21 protein-coding genes are annotated in these 21,893 nt (G+C 53.8%); 14 read left to right on the forward strand and 7 right to left on the reverse strand.

Annotated features, from left to right (window positions below):
- The first annotated feature begins 60 nt into the window (after positions 1–60).
- From Q0Z69_RS02245 to Q0Z69_RS02260, 4 genes are all read left to right on the forward strand, one after another.
- On the forward strand, positions 61–420 hold the full coding sequence (locus tag Q0Z69_RS02245) for a RidA family protein (protein ID WP_298029470.1): 360 nt from the start codon (positions 61–63) through the stop codon (positions 418–420).
- 254 nt (positions 421–674) lie between these two features.
- Entirely contained in the window at positions 675–1,361 is a 687-nt protein-coding gene (locus Q0Z69_RS02250) for a hypothetical protein (protein WP_298029472.1), read from the forward strand.
- Positions 1,362–1,392: 31 nt separating this feature from the next.
- Positions 1,393–2,076: a hypothetical protein gene (locus Q0Z69_RS02255; RefSeq protein WP_298029475.1), complete on the forward strand. Its 684-nt coding sequence runs from the start codon at positions 1,393–1,395 to the stop codon at positions 2,074–2,076.
- A gap of 34 nt (positions 2,077–2,110) precedes the next feature.
- Positions 2,111–3,529: a sodium:solute symporter gene (locus Q0Z69_RS02260; RefSeq protein ID WP_298029477.1), complete on the forward strand. Its 1,419-nt coding sequence runs from the start codon at positions 2,111–2,113 to the stop codon at positions 3,527–3,529.
- 240 nt (positions 3,530–3,769) lie between these two features.
- On the opposite strand, the gene Q0Z69_RS02265 is transcribed toward Q0Z69_RS02260, so the two are convergent.
- The 6 genes from Q0Z69_RS02265 to Q0Z69_RS02290 all read right to left on the reverse strand — a co-directional run bounded on the left by Q0Z69_RS02265 (position 3,770) and on the right by Q0Z69_RS02290 (position 10,216).
- On the reverse strand, positions 3,770–4,870 hold the full coding sequence (locus Q0Z69_RS02265) for a LacI family DNA-binding transcriptional regulator (RefSeq protein WP_298029478.1): 1,101 nt from the start codon (positions 4,868–4,870) through the stop codon (positions 3,770–3,772).
- A gap of 204 nt (positions 4,871–5,074) precedes the next feature.
- Entirely contained in the window at positions 5,075–5,845 is a 771-nt protein-coding gene (locus Q0Z69_RS02270) for a sugar phosphate isomerase/epimerase (RefSeq protein WP_298029480.1), read from the reverse strand.
- Positions 5,842–7,350: a tripartite tricarboxylate transporter permease gene (locus tag Q0Z69_RS02275; protein WP_298029482.1), complete on the reverse strand. Its 1,509-nt coding sequence runs from the start codon at positions 7,348–7,350 to the stop codon at positions 5,842–5,844. The genes Q0Z69_RS02270 and Q0Z69_RS02275 overlap by 4 nt, the downstream gene beginning before the upstream one ends.
- Before the next feature lie 11 nt (positions 7,351–7,361).
- Entirely contained in the window at positions 7,362–7,850 is a 489-nt protein-coding gene (locus Q0Z69_RS02280) for a tripartite tricarboxylate transporter TctB family protein (protein WP_298029484.1), read from the reverse strand.
- A gap of 90 nt (positions 7,851–7,940) precedes the next feature.
- Positions 7,941–8,999, reverse strand: coding sequence for a tripartite tricarboxylate transporter substrate binding protein (locus Q0Z69_RS02285; protein ID WP_298029486.1), 1,059 nt, complete (start codon positions 8,997–8,999; stop codon positions 7,941–7,943).
- Positions 9,000–9,373: 374 nt separating this feature from the next.
- Positions 9,374–10,216, reverse strand: coding sequence for a sugar phosphate isomerase/epimerase (locus Q0Z69_RS02290; RefSeq protein WP_298029489.1), 843 nt, complete (start codon positions 10,214–10,216; stop codon positions 9,374–9,376).
- Positions 10,217–10,355: 139 nt separating this feature from the next.
- Between Q0Z69_RS02290 and Q0Z69_RS02295 the strand changes: the two genes are divergently transcribed.
- Positions 10,356–11,222, forward strand: coding sequence for a MurR/RpiR family transcriptional regulator (locus tag Q0Z69_RS02295; RefSeq protein ID WP_298029492.1), 867 nt, complete (start codon positions 10,356–10,358; stop codon positions 11,220–11,222).
- A complete protein-coding gene (locus Q0Z69_RS02300) occupies positions 11,219–12,394 on the forward strand; it encodes an MFS transporter (protein ID WP_298029493.1) in 1,176 nt (391 codons plus the stop codon). Before Q0Z69_RS02295 ends, Q0Z69_RS02300 begins: the two co-directional genes overlap by 4 nt.
- A gap of 67 nt (positions 12,395–12,461) precedes the next feature.
- Here Q0Z69_RS02300 and Q0Z69_RS02305 read toward each other — a convergent pair whose 3' ends face one another.
- Positions 12,462–13,373, reverse strand: a complete 912-nt coding sequence (locus Q0Z69_RS02305; RefSeq protein ID WP_298029495.1) for a LysR family transcriptional regulator — start codon at positions 13,371–13,373, stop codon at positions 12,462–12,464.
- Between the two features lie 293 nt (positions 13,374–13,666).
- On the opposite strand from Q0Z69_RS02305, the gene Q0Z69_RS02310 reads away from it, so the two are divergent.
- The 8 genes from Q0Z69_RS02310 (at position 13,667) to Q0Z69_RS02345 (ending at position 21,787) form a co-directional block, all read left to right on the forward strand.
- Positions 13,667–14,725 (forward strand): ABC transporter substrate-binding protein, encoded by a 1,059-nt coding sequence (locus Q0Z69_RS02310; RefSeq protein WP_298029497.1) that lies wholly within the window; start codon positions 13,667–13,669, stop codon positions 14,723–14,725.
- Between the two features lie 77 nt (positions 14,726–14,802).
- Positions 14,803–15,609, forward strand: coding sequence for an ABC transporter permease (locus Q0Z69_RS02315; protein ID WP_298029499.1), 807 nt, complete (start codon positions 14,803–14,805; stop codon positions 15,607–15,609).
- Positions 15,606–16,394 carry an ABC transporter permease gene (locus tag Q0Z69_RS02320; protein WP_298029501.1) on the forward strand — a complete coding sequence of 263 codons (789 nt, stop codon included), beginning with the start codon at positions 15,606–15,608 and terminating at the stop codon, positions 16,392–16,394. Before Q0Z69_RS02315 ends, Q0Z69_RS02320 begins: the two co-directional genes overlap by 4 nt.
- Entirely contained in the window at positions 16,391–17,155 is a 765-nt protein-coding gene (locus tag Q0Z69_RS02325; RefSeq protein WP_298029503.1) for an ABC transporter ATP-binding protein, read from the forward strand. The genes Q0Z69_RS02320 and Q0Z69_RS02325 overlap by 4 nt, the downstream gene beginning before the upstream one ends.
- A 17-nt stretch (positions 17,156–17,172) precedes the next feature.
- Positions 17,173–17,916 (forward strand): ABC transporter ATP-binding protein, encoded by a 744-nt coding sequence (locus tag Q0Z69_RS02330; protein ID WP_298029505.1) that lies wholly within the window; start codon positions 17,173–17,175, stop codon positions 17,914–17,916.
- Complete coding sequence (locus tag Q0Z69_RS02335) at positions 17,907–18,932, forward strand: N-acetylglucosamine kinase (RefSeq protein WP_298029507.1); 1,026 nt, start codon at positions 17,907–17,909, stop codon at positions 18,930–18,932. Before Q0Z69_RS02330 ends, Q0Z69_RS02335 begins: the two co-directional genes overlap by 10 nt.
- Complete coding sequence (locus Q0Z69_RS02340; RefSeq protein WP_298029509.1) at positions 18,929–20,413, forward strand: sulfatase-like hydrolase/transferase; 1,485 nt, start codon at positions 18,929–18,931, stop codon at positions 20,411–20,413. Before Q0Z69_RS02335 ends, Q0Z69_RS02340 begins: the two co-directional genes overlap by 4 nt.
- 24 nt (positions 20,414–20,437) lie before the next feature.
- A complete protein-coding gene (locus tag Q0Z69_RS02345; RefSeq protein WP_298029511.1) occupies positions 20,438–21,787 on the forward strand; it encodes a sn-glycerol-1-phosphate dehydrogenase in 1,350 nt (449 codons plus the stop codon).
- Positions 21,788–21,893: the final 106 nt, after the last annotated feature.

Raw genomic sequence — 21,893 nt, forward strand, 5'->3', positions numbered from 1 at the left:
TTAAAATGAACACCAGAAGACACTAATAAAAGAACATGTACTGGGAAGGAGGGAATGTCAATGAATATCGATCGTTACAACAGCAACGGCAGATTCCATGAGGCTGTAGTCTACAACGGCACGCTGTATCTGTCCGGTCAGGTGGCCAGCGGAGGCGGTACGGTAGCGGAACAGGCGAAGGAGTGCTTAGACAATCTGGGAAAAACACTTGAAAAATACGGCTCAGATAAAAGTTTGATCCTGTCGGCGACCGTATACCTTGCAGACATGAACGGATTTGCGGAATTTAACTCCGTCTGGGACGCATGGTTTGAAAACGGGACGCAGCCGGTACGGACCTGTGTGGGCGCGCAGCTGGCAGCACCCAAGTATGCCCTCGAGATCACGCTCATTGCCGCTTTGAAAAACAAAGTCCATTAAGCGGTGTGGCATCGCACAGTGTGTGCGATTTTTTCTATCCCTATATTGACATGTCAACATATCAATATGGAATGGCTCCTTCCTTTACCGGACACGCAGCTGCCGGACAGCAACTCCTATAAAACCGGCATACCAGCACCACGGGGCAGGAAATCCGTTTACTATACAGGAAGGGGAAAGGAAGCGTTACGCAGTGTGAGAACAAGCGCGTGTTGAAACGGTGATCTCAAAAAACAATTAGTGGAGGTACAAATATGGATTTTTTCGTGTACAAGCAGTATGAACATGTTAAGGTTGATCCTGATGGCCGCAAGGTCCTCTCCGTGAATATCAACCCCGAAAAGGCCTGCATCTTCAATTGCAAGATCTGCAACGCAGGTCAGACCAAGTATCAGGGCGAGTGGCACGATTTCGGTGACCCCAGCGAATCCCTGAAGGGCCTGGCTAAGAGGATCGAGGAGGAAAAGCCCGATATCGTGGAAGTTACCGGCGGCAAGGGCGATCCCCTGACCAACCCGATCCTGCAGGGCATCCTGGACTGCGCCCACGGCCATGGTGTGGCTGCCCGCCTGATCACCAACTGCTATCTGCTGGGCATCGACGGCCATGTCGAGCTGGCGACCCAGTTTGAAGAGGTCGTCGCGGGCTTCTGCTTTACCGACGAGGCCACCTTCAATGAGATCCACCGGCCCGTTCCGGAGCTGGAGTTCTCTGCTGCCAAGCAGACTGAGAGCATGATCCGCTTCAGCCACCAGTATAACGGCAAGTTTACCCTCCGCGCTCTGTTGGTCAAGGGCTACAATGATTCCGATGAGCAGGTCGCAGAGCTGAAGAAGGTCATCGACCAGATCAAGTATACGACCCTCTGGGTGGGCACCTGGCCCAAGTACCAGGTCAGCGAGGAGCGTGTGGAGGAGATCTCCAAGATCCTGCACGCCTGATTCGGCAGCTTCACAAAAAGGAGTTTGAAACATGAATTATCTGAAGTATAAAATGGATGATTACATCAAAGTAGGCGATGATGGGCGCAAGGTGCTTGGTGTGGACATCCAGCCTGAAAAGGCCTGTATTTTCGACTGCATCGTATGCAATCGCGGCCGGACCAAGTACCAAGGCGAATGGCACGACTTCGGACCTATCGAAGACTCTTTGGAGGACCTGAAGAAGAAAATCGCGGAGGACAAGCCGGATCTGGTGGAGATCTATGGCCAGGGGGATATTTTGACCAACGTACATCTGGAGGATATCATCAACTGTGTCCATGCGCTGGGCCTGCCGGTCCGTCTGGTCACGAACTGCTACCTGCTTGGCATTGGCGAGCATATGCGTGTTGCCAACCTGGCAGAGGAAGTCGTCGGGGCGTTCGGGATCGTGGAAGACGAGGCATTCAAAAAGTATCACCGTCCGCTTCCCGAATTGGAGTTTACCCCCGCCAAGCAGACGGAAAGCATTATCAGATTCAGCCAGCAGTATCAAGGCAAATTCAAGCTCCGAGTCTTTCTCAGCCAGAACTTCAACGATTCGGACGAAAGCGTTGCGGTACTGAAAGCCATTGTTGACCGCGTCAAATTTGACTCTCTGTGGGTCGCAAGCACCAATAAGCTCGCAGTGCCCGACGAAAGAGTCGCGGAAATCACTAAAATCCTGAACGCCTAAAATAACTTTAAGAGAAAAAGAGAGGAGTTTCCACATGACTTTTGCGCAAATGGTTCCTCAGCCTAAAATGCTGATCATGATCGCGGCATATTTTGTCGTGGTGTTTATCTTTGCATATCTGGCCAAGAAAAAAGAAAACAGAAAGAGCATCAAAGACTTTGCTCTTGCCGGAAAGGGCCTCAGTTCTTTCGTTTTGATGGCTACTTTTATGGCGTCCTGGATGGGCGGCGGCGCGGTTGCCGGCAGCATCAATTCCATTGCGTATACCGCAGGCCTCTTCCCCTCCATTTGCTATGCGTCCGGCAGCATTCTGGCCATTGTCATTCTCTACGCGATCGGACCTCTGGTGCGCAAGAGAGGTAAGATGACGACCGCCGCGCTGATCGAGGACAGCTACGGGACCAATGCCCGCGTGCTGTCCGCCGCAGTGATCGCGCTGGCCAGCTTTTCCATTGTTTCCTATCAACTGCGCGCCATGGGTATCGTGCTGAACGCTACGACAGGATTCGACATTGAACTGATGACATTGATTGCCTGTGTTGTGGTCATCATTGCGACGGTTTCCGGCGGACTGAGCTCTGTGGTGAAGATCGACGCCTTCTCTGTCTGCGTCATGCTGGCCGGCCTCGTTTGCGCCTTTATCTACATCTTCAGCCATATCGGCGGCTGGGGATGGGTCCTGGACCGTACAGCCGAGCTGGCTCCTCAGGGCCTGACCTTTACCGCCGGATGGACCGCAAAAGATTATCTGGCAAACTATGCTCCCGGCTTCCTGCTGGCTCTGGGCGATCAGAACCTGTATCAGAGAATGGCTGCGGCCAAGGGCGACAGAAACGTACAGATCGGCATGATCGGCTGGGCCTTGGGCACCATCATTGTGCTGCCCTCCGTCTCCGTGCTGTCTTACATTGGACGTCTGTATTTTGGCAGCAATATCATTGCTTCTCAGTCCTTCATTGCTCTTTCCACCGTGTGTCCGTGGGTGATCGGCGGCTTGATGATGGCGTCCTGCACGGGCTTCATTCTCACCACCGCCAATTCCTATCTGCTCTCTGGCTCCACCAATGTAGGTACTGATATCTTCACGCATTTCAAAAAGGATGCTTCGGACGCTCAGATTGTCAAAGTGACCAAAATCAGTATTGTGGTCTTTGGCGTAGCGTCCTTGATCCTGCTGAACTTCTTCCCCAGCATCCTGGCCATTCAGTATTGGGCGAGCACGATCGTCGGCGCGGGGATCACCCCCTCTCTGCTGGCCAGTGTTGTGTGCCCCAATAAAGTGACCAAGTGGGGCGGTATCGCATCCATGGTAGGCGGTACGATCCTGACCATCGGCTGGGAGATGGCCGGCCAGCCCTTTGGCCTTGCGACAGTGCTTGTCGCCTTCCCGTTCTCTGTGCTTCTGCTTGTCGTTGTCTCCGCACTGACCCGGAATAAGGCACTGCAGGCCTGAGCAAGCGGATTCTTCCCAATATCATAGAAAGGACGCTGCCAAAACGGCAACGTCCTTTTTTAGGGCATGACCTCAACGAACAATCTTTGGACTCAAGCATTTGGGGGGAAATTGAATTTTCTTTACTGAAAAGGTTTCTGAAAGAATCAAAAAGCCGTGCTGCCTTTTTCAATTGACGGGAGACATTTTGACCACAGGCACAGCCGCTATACTGGCCGGGGCATTCGGAAGCACTGTGTTTCAAGATGAGCCTTTCAGGATACGTGCACATTTTCCGCTGCTTTTTCGAACGATCAGCTTTGGAGCGTACTCGATACGGGTTATCCGGACCGGGCCCTCAAAGCTGCTCGTATTGCGGCTCTGGGCTTCGATCTTTTGCGCCAGGAGCGTTACGGCCTCCTGCCCCTTTGCTTCCGTAAAGAGTTCTACTGACGTTAAAGAGATCTTCTGATACTCAGAATCCGGCAGATTGTCACAGCCGCAGAGTGAATAGTCCTGCGGGATTTTCTTGCCGTGCGCATAGACCGCGTCCATAATGCCGTATGCGACCATATCATTGATGGCGGCAAATGCGGTGACCTGTTCATTGTGATCCAGTAAATAGCTGCCCAGAAGATATCCGGTCTCATAGCCCTCCAAATTTCCGCATGTTTCAACAGGCAGCGTTTCCACCGTACATATTTTCAAGCATTCCTCCGGAGGCAGCGACATCTCCTGCATATAGCTTTTAATGCCGTCGATCCGGCGTTGTCTGGATGGCTGCGTCTTTGTTATGGGGAAGGACACATACGCAATATGCTCGTGTCCCAGGCCAATGAGATGCTTTGCGATCATCCGCCCAATTTTGAAGTTATCCATCTGAATAATGCTGACATCTGAACTTCCGGCGCAATCATAGAGCTGGACAATTTGATTTTCCATATTCAACTGCCGAAATGCCGAAGCATTATCCGGCTGATACAGCAGGATGACTCCGGCCACCTGCAATTCCCGGCACACGCGAACCAAAACCGCCTCTTTATCCTTACTGCGGTTCGTGCAGAAAATAACGGTTTCATATCCCAATTCCTGGGAGCGCTGCTGAATTCCATTGATCTCCTTTATATAGTGGGGATTTGCAAAAGAGGGACAGACAATCAACAAGATCCTTCCGGAAGCAAAACTCAGCCGCCGATTCCCGATGGTTTGATATCCCAGCTTTTCACAGGTATCCAGCACCTTAACGCGGGTCTCTTCCGTAAAACTGACATGTGAGTAATTGTTTAAGATCATGGAAACTGTTGCGGGGGAAACGCCTGCCGCCTTCGCGACATCTCTCGCCGTAACTTTCGATTTTTTCATGACGTCATCCCCCTGAATCTATATTGTACATATCCTGTCCCTTGTCCCCTGAGAACACTAAAAGTATAACAATTTTTGGGTCGGAATTCCACCTTTTCTTCTATATATTTTTGTTTGGGCTGTTGATCCCGCATAAAAAGCCGGCTGAAACACTCCAACGCGGTTCAGCCGGCTTTTTCAGTTTTGCAGTCGGGTCGAAACGAACTAGCTTTGTTTCAGCAGGTCATCCAGAAACGCACGGTCATCCACATAGGTCTTCATATCCGTATAAGCCAAATACTCCAGTACGCCGATGGCCTCCGGCGTATATTTTTTGTAATTCTCGGCAAAGGCCTTCCAATCCATGATACCGCTGCGCAGCCGCTCGTGCTGGTCGGATAAACCATTGTTATTATGGAGATGGTACGCACAGATGCGGCTTCCCAGCTGGCGCTGGACCTCTGCAATGTCCAGCTTTGTCACCAGAGCGTGACCAATGTCAATGACACAGCTGAGGTCTGGAATCTCTTTGAAGATCTGTAGGAACTGTTCCTGATCGAAAAGCGGAGGGGCGCCTGTGCAGAGGTTTTCCGCGCCAAGCCGAACGCCGTTCTGTTTGCAGATCTCGTGAAATTTCGCAAGCCGGTCCAAAGACCGTTTGCGGCAGTCATCCTGTTCCTGCGCGCTGCCGGGAACACGTCCATATGGATGCAGCACATAAAATTCGCCATGATACCGGTGATACAGGTCGAACGGACGCCTGAGCGTGTCAAAGAGCTTCTCTTCGTCGCAGTCTGCTGCGATATCCACAAACGCAAAGGGAGCGTGGATGCTGAATCCATGAAATCCGTGGGCGCTCAATTCACACAAGAACCGGTTCCAAAGATCATCGCTTCCGAACTCGGTGAAGATCTCAACGCCGAAATCTTCCGGGATCTCCAGCAGCTTCCGAAGCAGAGACTTATAAAAGCTGCATGCACTGATGCTGTATCTCATTTTGGCGTATTCTCCTTTGCGCGTTTTTCACGGAGCATCCGAATGCCCTTTTCAATAAACGGATAGAACAGGAGCGCAATGGAAACCAGCAGGACCACGCAGCTGATAGGGCGCTTGAAGAAAACGAAGGGATCGCCATGAGAGACCGTCAGAGAGCGGCGAAGATTGGTTTCACAGAGGCTGCCCAGCACCAATGCGATCACGAAGGGAATGGAGGGAATGTCAAATTTCTTCATCAGGTATCCGGCCAGCGCGAAGCAGACCAGCACAATGTTCTGGAAGAGATTGTTGTTGATGGCGAACGCGCCCATCATGCAGAGGGTCACGATGCAGGGCAGGAGGATATTTTCCGGGATCCTGGAGACGTGGACAAACAGCTTAATGAACAGGGAACCCTGCAGCAGCATGAAAAGATTGATCAGGATCAAGCCGCCCATAATGGCGTAGACCCAAATGCTGCCGGCCTTAAAGAGGCTCGCTCCGGGCGTGATCCCCTGCATGGTGAGTGCACCCAGCATAATGGCCATGATGGCATCGCCTGGAATGCCAAGCACCAGCATCGGGATCATAGTGGCGCCAGTGACCGCGTTGTTGCCGGTCTCCGGCGCTAAAACGCCCTCCAGGCTGCCCTTGCCGAATTCCTCCGGGTGTTTGGAGCTTCTGCGGGCCTCGTTGTAGGAGAACATGGCGGAGACAGTGCCGCCGGTGCCCGGGATGGCGCCAATGATAATGCCGAAAATGGAGGACTTGAGAATGGTTTTCCAGTATTTCAGCATGTCCAGGAGCTTGAGTGTGGATTTGGTCAGCTTGATCCCGCAGGTGCCGGCATGGTCGCCTGCCTTTCTGGCCGCATTACACTCAAAGAGGACCTGACTGAGCGCGAACAAGCCCAGCATGCAGGTCACGCTGTTGAATCCAGCCACAAGGCTGCGGCTCCCAAAAATCATACGGGTCGTGGCGAAAGCGGGGTCAAGCCCCACGCAGCAGAACAGCAAGCCCAGCATGGCGGAGATCAGGCCCTTGATGATATTGTCCTTGGAAAGGCTGATCGTTGCCGCCAATCCGAAGAGGCAGATGGCGAAGTACTCCGGGGACGCGACGACCTCCACGATCTTTGCCAGCTGCGGAGCCAGGAATATCAACGCAGCGGCGCTGAGCAGTCCGCCAATGGTGGAGCCATACAGGGCGGCTTTCAGCGCGTCGCCCGCCCGGCCCTGCTTGGCCAGCGGATAGCCGTCCAGGACGGTCGCCGCGGCATTCGGCGTGCCGGGAGTATTGATCAAAATAGCCGTGATGGAGCCGCCATAGGTGCCGCCCACATAAGCGCCCAGCAGCAGATACATGCCAGGGATCGATTCCAGGCCCACACTCAGCGTAAGGAGCACCGTGACGGCAAAGGTCACAGAAAGTCCCGGCATCGCACCGATGATGATCCCCGCAAAAATGCCGACGTTCATCATCAGCAGATTCTGCGCATTGATGATCTCTGATAGAATGGAAAGCATACGATACCTCCTTACTTAATGGGGACGCCCAGCACCGCTGTAAACAGGAGGTACATGATCGCAAAGAAAACGTAATAAATCGCATACATATACCACTTTCTGCATCGCAGGCACCACAGCATGACCGGCGGAACGACCACAGAGGCGATAACGATCCCAAAATACCGGAACAGCAGATAGTAACTAAAGATCAAGACAAAGATGAAATAGGGGAACAGCAGGTCGGTCCACTCCTCCTTCGTTCTTTTCGCTTTTGCCGCCTGTTTTTCAGGCGCGCGCAGCTTGATGCAGGCGGCCAAGCTCTGCAAAAAGCCGACGGTGGAAAATAGCAGCAGACCGCCGGATGCGAGATAGGGAACAGACCGCGGGCTGAAGGTCTCCGCCTCCATGATGGATGTGATCTTGATCTGATTCGGAATGATGTAAAAAATGAGTGCAATCGCCAGCAGCATGAAAAACAGCATCAAAAACAGATCTTGTCTGGGATTTTTGGTTTTCAATCGTTACACCTCGCATTTCCATTTGACCGATATGACCGAAAATCAGGCCGCGTTAAGCGCGGCCTGATTTTCACCGGCGTGAAGGGGGCCTTACATTAAGCCGGCGTCCTTCAGCAGCTGCGTATAGAGGACAACGGTGTCTTCCATCAGCTTGGTCAGGTCGTCGCCTGCCAGGACTTCGTTGAACTCGCCAAAGCCCATCTCCTGCATAGCCTGATTGTACTCATCCGTCTCCAGCGCGGCGATGATCCTTTCGGACAGATAGTCCACCACAGCGTCAGGGGTGTCGGCGTCAACAGCGATGAACTTCCAGCCGCCCAGGACATCCAGGTCCTCCAGGCCGTACTCGCTCAGTGCGGGAACATCGGGCAGGTAATAAGAGCGGGAGGAATAGATCGTGCCCAGGACCTTGCACTCGCCCTCATTGAAGTGGGAATAAACGGCGTTGTCGTCCAGGATCGCGAAATCCGTTTCGCCATTGATCAGAGCCTGATAGGCGCCGGCGCCGCCGTCATAACCCACCAGGGTCCCCTGGGGAGCGTCCAGCTGCTGCAGGACGTTGATCAGGCCCAGCTGACCGTAGCCGCCGGCGCCGGAGATGGCGTAAGTAAAGTCCTCCTTGCTCTGCACGAAGGCGACCCAGTCCTCCCAGGTCTGGATGGGGGAGCTGTTGGAGACGCAGATCGTAGCCGTGCACTCAGGAGTCAGCATCGCGATCATCTTGAAGTCATCCAGGGTGTAGCCCAGGTCCGGGTTCATAATGGGCTGCGTGATCAGGCCGGAGTTTGCCATGGAGATGATGGTATAGCCGTCCGGGTCACGGGACAGCGCATCGATGCATCCCACCGTCTGGGAGCCGCCCGCAATATTCTCGACAGACACATTCGCGCCCAGATCGACGATATCGACCAGTTTACGGACCGCCAGATCCGTGCCGGCGCCGGCGTTCATGCAAACGACCCAGGAAATGTTGTGATCGGGATAACCACCCAAATCGTTTTCCGGAGCAGCCGGTTCCTGCACATCCGCGGGCTGGTCCTGTGTAGAAGGCTCGGCCGGTGCGTCAGGCGTCGCAGTCTTTCCGCCGCAGCCGGCGAGCACGGTGACCATCATCGCGATGGACAGCATCATTGCAAATAACTTCTTCATCTCATGTTCTCCTCACTCGCTTAATTTCTCCAATAAAATTGAAGTAATTTTTATATAACACACACATTTTTGAAAGTCAACCGGCACCTTTTGATGTAAAAATCGACGAATCTGAATATTTTTCGGTTTTTGGATTAAACAGTTTAATAAACAGTTCAATTCGATTTGCCAGGGCTTGCTGTTTGCAGGAATCTATAAAATTCAACGTGATGTCCCAGCGGCTCGAGGAATTAAACAGTTTATTAAACATTTCTAGAAAATTTTAATTGCAGCTGAGCTTTTCGAGCTTGACACAGCCCTCTTTAGACAAATCAAAAGCGGAAGCTTATAAAAATAAGCTTCCGCCTTCATCCTGCGCATGCATGCCGCGCCATTTATGGATTTTTTTCGATCTTTTCGATCAAAGAGCGTCCGACCTTCGCCGCGAAAGCCAGCGCATGCTCCAAAAGCATTGGATCAAACTGATCCAAAAAGCGATAGATCTCCAGCGTAAAGTCACCGGCATACTGTATATCCGCCAGCGCTTTCGTGATCGCGTCCCAATCCAATGTGCCAATGTACGGCAGCATATGCTCATCTGTTTTTCCATGATTATCATGGACATGCAGGCCCTGCACCATTCCAGAAAGCACGCCCCGAAGGTAGTCTTGGGGAGCTGTACCGGCGATGGGCGCATGGCCCAGGTCAATGCACGCGATGTAAACCGGGGAGTCCAGCATGGTCAGCATTCGGTTCAGATACTGCGGCTCCGGAAAAACGCTGGTGATCAGATTTTCCACGCCGATCTGGATGCCGAATTTGCGGCAGCAGGGCTCAAAGCTTTTATAGTATTGATAGTTATAGGCGAGAGACGCTTCCGACCTTGCCCCCTCGGGAACTTTTATTCCGTGAATGACGATCTGCTTCGCCCCCAGCAGAGCCGAAGATTCTATGGAACGGAGGATCCCCAGGTAGTGCGGATTAGAACGGTCCATCGCTTCGCCATAGTGAAAATCAAAGGGCGCATGGGTCTGATGGCACTGAAGCCCGTTCTCCCGCAGAAGCTGTTTGAGGGTCTCGGCGCGCCGCAAATAATCGCCGCCCAAAAGATCATTCTCCGGTGAAGCCCAATAGAAGGATAGATCGATCCCATCAAACCCGGCATTCCGAATGATCTTCATGGCCGCCGCATCATCATAATATTTTCGGGGGACATACGTTTCAACTGCCAAATTCATGCTTCCGCCTCCAAACGGTATTGACTTTCCTGTGGAGCATTGTTATTATAATTTTGTTCCATTAGATAAATCAATCTTAGAATTTAATTCTATTATAGCTTGAGATAATGACTTGTCAATCTCAAATTGGGAGGCTGCCATGGATTTTCATTCTTGCTTATTTGAGATCCAGACCCGGTACGACGCGCTGACACCCGTTGAAAAGCGCATTGCGGACTATATTGCCCTGTACGGTGAAGAGGTCATCCATATGACGGTACGGCAATTGGCAAAATGCACCGGCACGGCCAGTTCCGCTGTGCTGCGCTGCTGCAAATCCCTGGGCTTTTCCGGATTTCCCGCGCTGAAAATATCGCTTTCCGCAGATATCTCCAAAAACATGCAGCTCAATTATTCACCTTATATCAGTGCTCAGGACGCTCCTAGCTCCATTTTGGATAAGGTGTTTTCCGCAAATGTAAAAACCCTGCATGACACCGCGGAACGAATCGACCGTGCGGCTGTGACAAGGGCCGTGGAAGCGATCCACCACGCCCGCCATGTATATATTTATGCTGTCGGCACATCCGCCGCCCTGGCAATGGATTTTCAATACCGTCTCATGCAGATCGGACAGCATGCTTTTTGCCTCACGGATGTCCCCACCATGAAGGTTTCCACTCTAAATATCGAGCCAGGAGACGCGGCAATTGGAATCTCTCACTCAGGCCGTACGATCCCCACCATCGAATCTCTGCAGCTGGCAAAAGCGAAGGGCGCCGTGACCGCCTGCGTGACCAGCTATCCCAACAGTCCCATCGTTTCGCATTGCGACATTCCCATCGCCGTCTATTCCGACGAGATCCAATATCCTATGGAAGCGGTCTCAGCGCGGATCGCGCATATCAGCGTTATGGATTCGATCGTGATCGCACTCTCAGCCAAAGATTATGATGAGGCTGTCCAACGGTCAAAGCTGACTCACGAATATGTGGATACGATCCGCTACGGAAAGGCGTCACAATGAAAAAAAGGCGGAAAATTCTGTTTGCGCTCTGTTATCTCTCCTATACTGCCATCTATATCGCCCGCTTGAATCTCTCAATAGCCTCTCCTGCCTTGAAAAGCGCGGAGATCCTGTCTGCCCAGCAGTATGGGATACTGGGCGGCGCCTTTTCCGTCGTTTACGCGGCTGGCCGCCTATTGAACGGCATCCTCAGCGACCGGCGGCAGCCGTGGTCCATGATCTCAGCCGGACTTCTGGCCGCTGGGATCAGCAACGTCTTTTTCAGCTTTTTTCCGCCGTTTGCCGGGCTTTTTCTGCTGTGGTGCGCAAACGCCTTCGCACAGTCGATGCTTTGGAGTTCTGTCCTCTGCACCATTTCAGTACTGTACGATCCGCAGGAAGCGCGGGAAAAGAACTCCGTCATGGTCACATCTGTCGCCACCGGAAATATTTTGGGGATCCTGATCAATCTGTACCTGATCGAGCATTGCGGCCTGCGGTGGGCCTTTATCCTTCCCGGCGCGCTGACCCTGCTGCTGGGTGCAATCTCTCTATGCTCCCTGCGGCCGGTCCAAGTGCCTTTTTCGGAAAATGCAGACATGCATGAAAGCATTTTCCAGCTCCTTCGGAGCCGGGAAACGCGGACTATTTTGCTTCCAGCAGTCTCGCATGGCATTATAAAGGATAATGTCACCTTGTGGATGGCGGTTTTCTTCGTGGATTCCTTCGCCATTGACCTAGAACAGTCCTCCTATTTTATTCTGTTGATCCCGATCATCGGCTTTCTCGGCCGCGCGTCATATCCGTTATTCTTCCGGCACTGCGGACAGCATGAGCACCGTGTGTCGCTGGGAGCCTTCGCCGTCTGCGCTGTGTGCGCGTCTGTCCTCTGCCTGCGGGGGATCACGCCTATGATCGCAATGTTCTGTCTGAGCCTCATTTATGCGGCCGTTTCTCTTGCCAATACGTCGTTCCTCTCTGTTTATCCGACCCGATATGCCCAGAGCGGAAACATGGCGTCCGTCAGCGGCTTGATGGATTTTTCAGCATATCTGGGAGCCGGCGCGGCTTCCTTTTTGTATGGTCAAGTCGTTGATCGGTTCGGATATTCGCCGATGTTCGCATCATGGACAGTTCTTTCCGTGATTTCAGGCGGGATCCTTTTTCAGCTGCTTAAAAAAACCGATCCCTGAGAACCATAAAAGGAGGCGAGGCCGTTCGTCAGCAGCGCTGTGGGGAAAAGGAGCCTTTGGATCCTTTTCAACTGTGCCGGCTATAGAACCGCAGGCCATCCTCCAGGAGCTGTCTTGTATGCGCTTCATAGAACTGAAGGAACTCGGTCATCTCCGGCGTAAAGAATTTGTCCTTGTGAAAACACACATTCACATAGCGGCAGCCGTCCAGGCCGGGAATGTTCAGGATCGCAAGCTCTGGGTCCCGGTTTGCCAAAACATGGTCCAGCGAGAGAAAGGCAACGCCGATCCCCTCCCGGGCCGCGTTCAGCAGGGTCTGCACTGAAAAGCTCTCCCACATAGGACTTACATTCAGATTGTGATTCTTAAAAAATACATCCACTGCATACCGGGTCGATGACCCCTTTTCCCGGAGAAGCAGATTTTCCCGGGCCAGTTCTTCCGCGGTCACAGCAGCTTGGCCCGCCAGCGGATTGCTCCTATGGCAAACGCCAACTATCGGATATTGCTGGATCATGCGGTGGGACAGGCCCACGATCTCATCCACGGTTTCCGCGATCACCAGATCCAACTCGTTCTCCATGGCCATACGGTAGAGACGCGGCGATTCACTGACACAGATCTTCATTTGGATCTCCGGATGCATGTCGGAAAAGCTTTTGACGACGGATGGCATCAGCAACTTGCCAATAGCCGTGCCAGTACCTACCCGGATCACCTTGCTGGACTGATGGACGTTGATCATATCGTCATAGAGATTCAACAGGCGAAGGGCCTGGTCATAGATCGTGCGGCCGAAGGGCGTGATGTACAGCCGGTTGGAGAAACGATCGAAAAGCCTGTGTCCATAGTGGGCCTCGATCTCCTGGATGGCTACGCTGACAGTGGGCTGGGAGATATGAAGGCGGTTGGCAGCCCGCGTAATGGAGCAGTCCTCCAGGCAGACGGCAACAAAAATCTCAATGTGGCGCAGCGTCATAAATGCTTCCTCCTTGCAGGGAAACTTTTTCTATCGTCAAACCATATATATTTACCTATGATTAATATTATATAATAGTATTTTACAAAGGGCAAGCACTGATGATAAACTTAAAAAAACACATAGAAAAGGAAGGCCCCTTTTACGAATTCTTGTGGAAAAGCAATAAGCGCCGTGCGGAAAAACAGGCTTGAACGCCTCGCGTTTTTGGCATAAGCGCGCAAAACAATTTCCCGTGTATTAATCCAACGGATGGTTGGTTTAATAAATATCAAAAGAAAGTAGGGAAAACAATGAAAAGGACAATCGCTCTCTTGTTGACTCTGGCCATGGCAATCAGCTTGATGACCGGCTGCGGCGCAAAGGAGAAGGAGCCGGAAGCTTCCCCCGCTCCAGCTGCTGACGGCGCTCCGGCCGCTAAGTCCTCTGAACCCCTGACAGTCGCCGTGCAGTCCTTCTACTGCAGCTCCATGGTGGAATACATCCAGGCCAACGAACTGGACAAGGCTGCCGGCCTTGATATCGACTGGCTGGTATTCAATGGCGGTGCTCCCATCAATGAGGCCATGGGCGAGTGGGACATCGCCGTTACCGGCGGCGCTTTCGTCTACGCGCTGGCCAACTATGGCTGCAAGCTGGTAGCCCATCAGGTGGACGGCACTGACGGCAACTATGTTGTGGCCCGCAAAGGCGATCCCCTCACAGAAGCCAAAACTCCCGAGGAGATGGCGGAGTGCGTGCGCGGCAAAACGCTGCTCACCTGCATCGGCACCACCGGCCACTATACCCTGAATCTTTGGCTGGAATCCATTGGCGTCAGCCCTGATGAATGTGAGATCATGAACCTGGAGATCGCCAACGTATATTCCTCCTGGGTCGCCGGCGAGGGCGATTACGCCGTGCTTACCGAGCCCTATTGCTACTATGATATGGATGAGATGAACACCGAGATCATCGCCACACTGGGCTCCATCGGCGGCGAACTTTTCGAGTCCACCGTCTGTACCGCCGACGCCTATGAAAACCGCTATGACGATGTCGTGAAGTTCGTCACTCTGCTCTATCAGGCGTGCGACGCGCTGGCCGCTGATGAGGATCTGGCGGTGGAAACCGTTGTGAACTGGTATACCAACTGCGGCAAAACCCTCACTCCTGACGAGGCCCGTACATCTATCCAGGGCAAGCCCTTCCTGACGTCTGAAGTGGCCTCCGGCATCACTCTGGGTGAGTTTGCAACCTCTTACGCCTCCTGGTTTGAGTCCCGCGATCTGATTGACTCCACCGGCCTTGAGAACGTGAAGGCCAATATTGCCGCCGATGTTTTTGATGACGCACTGGCCGCTTTGAAATAAGCCCGGTATTTTGGCGCATTTTCAGGGACGGACATTCCAGAAGAATGTCCGTCCCTGGCAGAAAGGCTATGTTGTCTATGAATACTGAAAAGCTCAACACCGCCAAAAAGCAGAAAAGAAAGTATCAGGTCATCTCCCTGCTGTCTGTGTGCGTATTTCTGCTGGTTTGGTATCTTGCCACCGCGGTTTTTGAACTGGTCCCCGCCTATTCTCTGCCCAGCCCTGTGAAGGTGCTGGAGACCTTTATCACAAAATTCCATTCGAAAGCTCCCGACGGGGCCACGCTGCCCAAGCACTTCATTTCCAGCTTGCAGGTGGCCATGTCCGGTTATGTTTTGGGTGCGGTGATCGGTGTGCCTCTGGGCATTGCCATGGGCTGGTTCAAGGTCGTCGATAAAATCATCCGCCCTGTGTTCGACCTGCTCAAGCCCATCCCTCCCATTGCTCTGATCCCCGTGATGATCGTGGTCTTTGGCATCTCCCTGCAGGCTAAGGCCGTGCTCATCTTTTTCTCCACTGTTATTCCCTGCATCCTGAACTCCTACTCCGGCATCCGCCAGACCAAACAGATCCATCTTTGGGTCTCTCAGACCTTTGGCGCATCCAATATGCAAATGCTCTTCACAGTCGCTATCCCATCGGCCCTGCCTATGATCTTTGCGGGGCTGCGGGTCGCCATGGGCTCCTCCTGGATGGCCCTGGTGGCGGCGGAACTGCTGGCTTCCACCAGCGGCCTTGGTTATCTGATCTCCATCGGCCGGTCCCTGCTGCGCTCTGACCTGATCCTGGTGGGCATTTTCAGCCTGGGCATGATCAACATAGTCATTACCGCCATCTTCAACGTCGTTGAAAAACGCTTTGTACGGGGAGGGAAAGCCGAATGAAGATCAAGCTCAAGGAAATGGGAAACTCCCTCTTTTTCTCCCTGATCGGTATTGCGGCCATACTGATCCTGTGGACGCTGGGCGTAAAGTTCACATCCGTGGGCCTGCTATTGCCCACGCCTCTCGAGGTGCTGCAGCGCATGGCCTATACCTTTTCCAATGCCATTGGCCGTGAGCTGACGCTTCCCATGCACCTGGCGGTGAGCCTTCGCCGCGTGGTGATCGGCTTCAGCCTGGCCTCCGTGTGCGGTGTGGTCCTGGGGATTGCTATGGGACGTTTCCGCATGGTGGAGGCTGTCTGCAAGCCGCTGTTTGAGCTGGTTCGCCCCATTCCCAGCGTGGCGTGGATCCCCCTGGCCATTGTGTGGTTCGGCATCGGCGAGACTGCTAAGACTTTCATCATCTTTATGGCCGGCTTTGTCAATATCGTGGTCAATACATACGCCGGCGCCAAGCAGGTGGATGAAAATATGCTGGGCGTGGCTTACATGCTGGGCGCTAATGAGATCCAAGCATTTTTCCACGTAGTCATCCCCTCTTGCGTTCCCTACATCTTCGCAGGTATGCAGGTCGGCCTTTCCACCTGCTGGATGGCTGTGCTGGCCGCCGAGATGGTCAGTTCTACGGAGGGCATCGGCTGGACGATCACCGCCGGCCAGGAAAATGGCGACATGACGCAGATCTTTGTGGGCATCATTGCTATCGCAGTGGTGGGACTTCTCCTGGCAGTGCTGATGCGCTGGGCGGAACGCGTACTTTGCAGATGGAGGGTTCGGGGAAAATGAGTGAAACGCGGAAAACAGTTATTGAGTGCAAACATGTCAGCAAGACATTCTATTCCATGGCCGGCGACAATCTTGTGGTCAGCGACCTGAATTTCAATGTCTACGAAAACGAGTTCGTGGTTCTTTTCGGCCCTGGTCAATGCGGTAAATCCACGATCCTGAACCTGATCAGCGGGTTGGAAAGTCCCACCGGCGGCGAAATCGTCGTCTCCGGTGAGAAGGTCTCCGGTCCCTCCCCCAAGCGCGGTATGGTCTATCAGACCACAAACCTGTTTATGTGGTATACCGTGATGCAAAACGTGGAATTCGGTCCTAAGATGCAGGGAGTTCCCAAGAAGATCCGCCGGGAGCGGGCGCAGAAATACATCGACCTGGTCGGCCTGAACGGCTTTGAAAACCAGTTCCCTGTAAAGCTCTCCGGCGGTATGCAGCAGCGCGTGGGGATCGCCCGGGCCTATGCCAACGAGCCGGAGCTGATCTGCATGGACGAGCCCTTCGGCCATCTGGACGCCCAGACCCGCTACCTCATGGAGGAGGAAGTGGAACGCATCAGCAACACGGCGAGGCGCACCGTGGTCTTTGTCACCAACAACGCGGAAGAGGCCATTTATCTGGCTGACCGCATCATCCTGCTTCACAACTGTCCCACCTCCGTCCATAAGGAGTACACGGTGGACCTGCCCCGGCCCCGGGACTATACGTCGCCGGAATTTCTGGCCCTGCGCGAGCAGATCACCGCCGATATGGACAACACGCTTTAAAAAAGGGGAGAACTGCAATGTCTGAAGAAGTCATGGTCAGCGTCAAAAACCTGACAAAAAGTTTCGGAGACCTGCTGGTTCTTGATGACATCTCCTTTGACGTCAAGAAGCATGAGTTCTTGTGCATCGTCGGCCCCACGGGCTGCGGCAAGACTACATTCCTCAACAGTCTTACAAAGCTCTATGATATCGACCGGGGCGCTATAACCCTGGGCGGCCAGCCCATCGACCCCAAGAAGCAGAATATTGCGTACATTTTCCAGGAGTACTCCACTATGGAGTGGCTCACTGTGGAAGAAAATATCAGCTACGGCCTTCGCATCAAGCATGTGGATAAGCAGACCGCCCGACAGCGCGTGGACCATGTCATGAACATCGTGGGGCTAAGCAAATACGCCAATTACTACCCCCGCCAGCTTTCTGCCAGTATGCTCCAGCGGGTCGTCATTGCCCGCGCCTTTGCCGTGGAGCCGGAGCTGCTGCTGATGGATGAGCCCTACGGCCAGCTGGACCTGCAGCTGAAGTATCATCTGGAGGACGAGCTGATCAACCTGTGGCAGACGACCGGCACGACGGTCATCTTCATAACCCACAACATTGAAGAGGCGGTCTATCTTTCTGACCGCATCCTCGTTCTTACCAATAAACCGACAAAAATCAAGCAGTCACTGACCAATGATCTGCCCCGGCCCAGAAAAGTCTCCGCCCCTGACTTTATCAAGCTGCGCAACGAGGTCACAGATCTCATCAAGTGGTGGTAAAGGCTCTGCAGCCCGAAATTTTCGGAAGAAGGTGTGTTCTCCTGGAATATTTTATTGCGATTGACGGCGGAGGGACAAAGACAGAGACTCTTCTATTTGATGAGGCCGGACATATCCTATGCCGGGACGTCACCACAGGCTGCAATGCTCTGGACATTGGCAGTGAGGCAGCCAAGGATCTGCTGCTGCAGGCCATCGGCCGGGTCCGCCGCTGTGTGCCGGGCAAAGTTTCGGCTGTATTCGGCGGCATCGCAGGCAACTGCCACTGCGGCCATGCGCTTTACAAAGCGCTGCGCACCCAACTGGATGTGGAAAAGCTGGAAATATGGGACGATACATACAGTGTGATCTCTAGCGTTCTGGGACACCAGGACGGCTGCGGACTGGTGGCCGGAACAGGGTCATCCTTGTTCGTTCGGGCTGAAGGAAAACCCTGCATCCATATTGGGGGCTGGGGATATCTGATCGACACTGGCGGCAGCGGCTTTGATCTGGGCTGTGAGGCCGTGTATATGGCTCTGCGGGCCATAGACGGCCGAGGAGAAAAGACCGTACTAAACGAGCTTCTGCATAGGACCCTCCACAAGCCGGTGGAGGAATCCATCGTGGAAATCTATGCCGGAGGGCGTCCATTCATCGCATCTCTTGCTTATACAGTCTTTGAGGGACGGCGCATGGGAGACGCCGTATGTGAGAAAATATTCGCCCATGGCATCAACCATCTTGCGGAAATGGTGTCCACAGCGGCCAAATATTATGAGGATCAATTCACTGTGGTCCTCGGCGGTGGGCTCTTTTCCGCCAATCCAGAATATGTGGAGGCGCTGCGTGCAGTAGCTCCTCCCCAGGCTAAGTTGCTGACCACCGATATGCCGGTGGTATACGGAGCGGCCATCGAAGCGCTGCGGATGGCTGGCCGCACGGCTGCGCTTTCGTTCAAACAAACATTTTTTGAAGACTATATGATCTGCAGGCAGTGCCCAGACAAGCCCGCAGGGAAAGGAACGTCACATTGAAAAGGCCTAATGTTATATTTCTGCTGACAGACGATCAGCGCTGCGGCACCATTCATGCCCTTGGAAACGAGGAGATCCAGACACCCAATATGGACCGCCTTGTACATATGGGGACTTCGTTTACCCGTGCGCACATTCCCGGCGGTACGGCTTCAGCGGTATGTATGCCCAGCCGGGCTATGATAAACTCCGGCAGGACCCTGTTCCATCTGGAGGAGAGCGGACGCAATATTCCTCCCTGCGACGTCACCATGGGACAGTGTTTTCTGCAAAACGGATATCATGCCATGGAGATCGGCAAGTGGCACAACGGCGTCGAGAGCTTCACGCGGAGCTTTGACAACGGAGCGAACATCTTCTTCGGCGGTATGTGGGACCACTGGAATGTGCCGGTGAACGACTTTAAGCCTGACGGGGATTACAGCCGGGAGATTCACTTTACCCCTGATTTTTCCGCCAACAGCACGCCGGTAAAGGTGCGGGCGGAGAAGATCAACGCCGGGATCCACTCCACGGATCTGTTTTCCGGCGCCGCTGTCGACTACATCAACGCTTACGACAGTGACCAGCCGTTCTTCCTGTATCTCTCCTTCCTTGCGCCTCACGACCCGCGCACCATGCCGGAACAGTTCAAGCATATGTATGACCCCGAAAAAATCACTCTGCCGCCCAACTATATGGCGATGCCGGTGGTGAACTGCGGCTGGTCCAACAAGGGCCGGGATGAAAACACGGAAGCATATCCCCGCCGCCCGGAGGCGATCCGGCAGCACATCGCGGATTACTATGCCATGATCAGCCATATTGACTGGTGTATTGGTCATATTCTGGAAGCTCTGGAAGCAAAAGGCCTGCTGGATAACACCATTATCGTCCTTGCCGGCGACAACGGCCTGGCGGTCGGCCAGCACGGCCTGATGGGCAAGCAGAATATCTACGAGCACAGTGTCGGCGTTCCACTGGTCCTGTGCGGTCCGGGAATCCCGAAGGATCAGATCGACAAACGCTATGTCTATCTGCTGGATCTGTTCCCAACGCTCTGCGACCTGTGCGGTATGGAGATCCCTTCATCAGTAGACGGCATCAGCTTTGCGCCCATGTTCCAGGATAAGGACTACGTGACCCGGCCGGAGCTGTATCTGGCCTTCCAGTCCCGCATCCGCGGCGTTATGGATAGCCGCTATAAGCTGGTGGAGTACCGCACGGAGGATCTGAAGCTGACCCAGCTGTTTGACCTGGAAACAGACCCGTGGGAGATCCATAATTTTTATGATATTGCGGGTTATGAAGAGATCACCGCAAGGCTGCGCAGGCGATTGTTTGAACTGCGGGATGCCTGGGATGATGAAGCAACGATCTTCGGGCAGCAATACTGGCAGCAGTGGCGGCAGTATGAGGCGGCTGAGGTCCATGGCGTCGGCAGGCCGAAGGGCAGCAACATGGTCAATCAGGTCAAGGATTGGGGCACTGAGAAAACATAAATCGCTGGATAGAGGGCTGTTCTTATGGAGTTATACGAAACGCCCCATGCGTTGGGGGATTATCTGGATACACACTTCACCTGCTCCTGCGGGAAAGAGCACTACGCGCCGCTGAAAGCAGTCTGCATCGGCAAAGGCGCGCTGGTGGAGCTGCCAAAGCTCGCAAAGCAGATGGGCTTTCACAGCTTGTTTCTGATCTGTGACAGCATCACTTACGATATTGCCGGAAAAGCGTGTATGGAGCTGCTGTCCGCGGCAAATATCAAGGCAGCCATCCAAAAGCTGGCCCATACCGGATTTGATGAGGCCACCGTGGGCGAGCTGCTGATCTATATGCCAGAGGACTGCGATTTGGTCGTGGCCGTCGGCACCGGCGCCATCAACGACATGACACGCTTTTTCAGCCACCGCACAAAGCGTCCTTTCTTCACAGTCGCCACCGCGGCGCCCATGGATGGCTTCGCCTCGTCCATCGCCGCCCTCAACGTCAATAATCTGAAAACGACCTTTGACGCCCAAACGCCGACAGCGATCATCGGAGATACGGACATTCTCAAGAACGCCCCCTATCGTATGATCGCGGCGGGCCTGGGGGATCTTCTGGGCAAGTTCACCTGCCTGTGCGACTGGAAGCTGGCACGGCTCATCACCGGCGAGCACTATTGTGAACGGATCGTGGAGTTGGTCGAACGCTGTGTTCAGGATGTGCTGAAGGATGCGGGGAAAGCCAAGGACCGCGATCCGGCGGTGCTGGGCAAGATCATGGAGGGGCTGGTCCTGACCGGCGTCGCCATGAGCCTCTATGGAAATTCTCGTCCTGCCTCCGGCTGTGAGCACCATATGTCCCATTACTGGGAGATGATGTTTGAGCAGGCCGGACAGAAGCCGGTCCCCCATGGGACCCAGGTAGGCGTCGGCACGGTGTTGGTACTGAAGCTGGTGGAAGCGCTGAAAGCCGCCGATGTAGATTTTGACGCGGCCCGCGCCGCCGCCCGCACCTATGACACCCAGGCCTGGGAGGCCCATATCCGCGCCGCCTATGGCCCGGCGGCTGACGGCGTTATCGCCATGGAAGCAAAGGCGCAGAAAAACGAAACGCAGGCCCGGCTGATCCGTATTGACGCCATGGAGGCCCACTGGGATGAGATCCGAGAGCTGCTGGACGCCCTGCCCGCCTCATCTGAGGTCATGGAACTGCTGCGGTCGCTGGACTCTCCCTGTCTCCCCGGGCAGATCGGCGTGGATCAGGCAATGCTGAAAAACACTCTGCTGTACGGCAAGGAGGTACGCGCCCGGTATACCATCCTTCAAATGCTCTGGGATCTCGATATTCTGGAACTTCTCTCCGATCAGATCATCAGCGATCTGTTTTGAGACACGCGGCTGTGCCGTCTCCCATATGAAAAACATCCGCTCTGGTCAAGAGCGGATGTTTTTTGCTGGTTTCTTTGTCCTGCGGCGTAATTTTCAGGGCAGTCTT

Source organism: uncultured Dysosmobacter sp., assembly GCF_947631165.1.
Lineage (GTDB): Bacteria > Bacillota > Clostridia > Oscillospirales > Oscillospiraceae > Oscillibacter.

Excerpts from the sequence above, each read along its gene's own strand:
- Q0Z69_RS02245 (WP_298029470.1), top strand. The coding sequence starts at position 61 with ATGAATATCGATCGTTACAACAGCAACGGCAGATTCCATGAGGCTGTA.
- Q0Z69_RS02250 (WP_298029472.1), top strand. The coding sequence starts at position 675 with ATGGATTTTTTCGTGTACAAGCAGTATGAACATGTTAAGGTTGATCCT.
- Q0Z69_RS02255 (WP_298029475.1), top strand. The coding sequence starts at position 1,393 with ATGAATTATCTGAAGTATAAAATGGATGATTACATCAAAGTAGGCGAT.
- Q0Z69_RS02260 (WP_298029477.1), top strand. The coding sequence starts at position 2,111 with ATGACTTTTGCGCAAATGGTTCCTCAGCCTAAAATGCTGATCATGATC.
- Q0Z69_RS02265 (WP_298029478.1), bottom strand. The coding sequence starts at position 4,870 with ATGAAAAAATCGAAAGTTACGGCGAGAGATGTCGCGAAGGCGGCAGGC.
- Q0Z69_RS02270 (WP_298029480.1), bottom strand. The coding sequence starts at position 5,845 with ATGAGATACAGCATCAGTGCATGCAGCTTTTATAAGTCTCTGCTTCGG.
- Q0Z69_RS02275 (WP_298029482.1), bottom strand. The coding sequence starts at position 7,350 with ATGCTTTCCATTCTATCAGAGATCATCAATGCGCAGAATCTGCTGATG.
- Q0Z69_RS02285 (WP_298029486.1), bottom strand. The coding sequence starts at position 8,999 with ATGAAGAAGTTATTTGCAATGATGCTGTCCATCGCGATGATGGTCACC.
- Q0Z69_RS02290 (WP_298029489.1), bottom strand. The coding sequence starts at position 10,216 with ATGAATTTGGCAGTTGAAACGTATGTCCCCCGAAAATATTATGATGAT.
- Q0Z69_RS02295 (WP_298029492.1), top strand. The coding sequence starts at position 10,356 with ATGGATTTTCATTCTTGCTTATTTGAGATCCAGACCCGGTACGACGCG.
- Q0Z69_RS02300 (WP_298029493.1), top strand. The coding sequence starts at position 11,219 with ATGAAAAAAAGGCGGAAAATTCTGTTTGCGCTCTGTTATCTCTCCTAT.
- Q0Z69_RS02305 (WP_298029495.1), bottom strand. The coding sequence starts at position 13,373 with ATGACGCTGCGCCACATTGAGATTTTTGTTGCCGTCTGCCTGGAGGAC.
- Q0Z69_RS02310 (WP_298029497.1), top strand. The coding sequence starts at position 13,667 with ATGAAAAGGACAATCGCTCTCTTGTTGACTCTGGCCATGGCAATCAGC.
- Q0Z69_RS02315 (WP_298029499.1), top strand. The coding sequence starts at position 14,803 with ATGAATACTGAAAAGCTCAACACCGCCAAAAAGCAGAAAAGAAAGTAT.
- Q0Z69_RS02320 (WP_298029501.1), top strand. The coding sequence starts at position 15,606 with ATGAAGATCAAGCTCAAGGAAATGGGAAACTCCCTCTTTTTCTCCCTG.
- Q0Z69_RS02325 (WP_298029503.1), top strand. The coding sequence starts at position 16,391 with ATGAGTGAAACGCGGAAAACAGTTATTGAGTGCAAACATGTCAGCAAG.
- Q0Z69_RS02330 (WP_298029505.1), top strand. The coding sequence starts at position 17,173 with ATGTCTGAAGAAGTCATGGTCAGCGTCAAAAACCTGACAAAAAGTTTC.
- Q0Z69_RS02345 (WP_298029511.1), top strand. The coding sequence starts at position 20,438 with ATGGAGTTATACGAAACGCCCCATGCGTTGGGGGATTATCTGGATACA.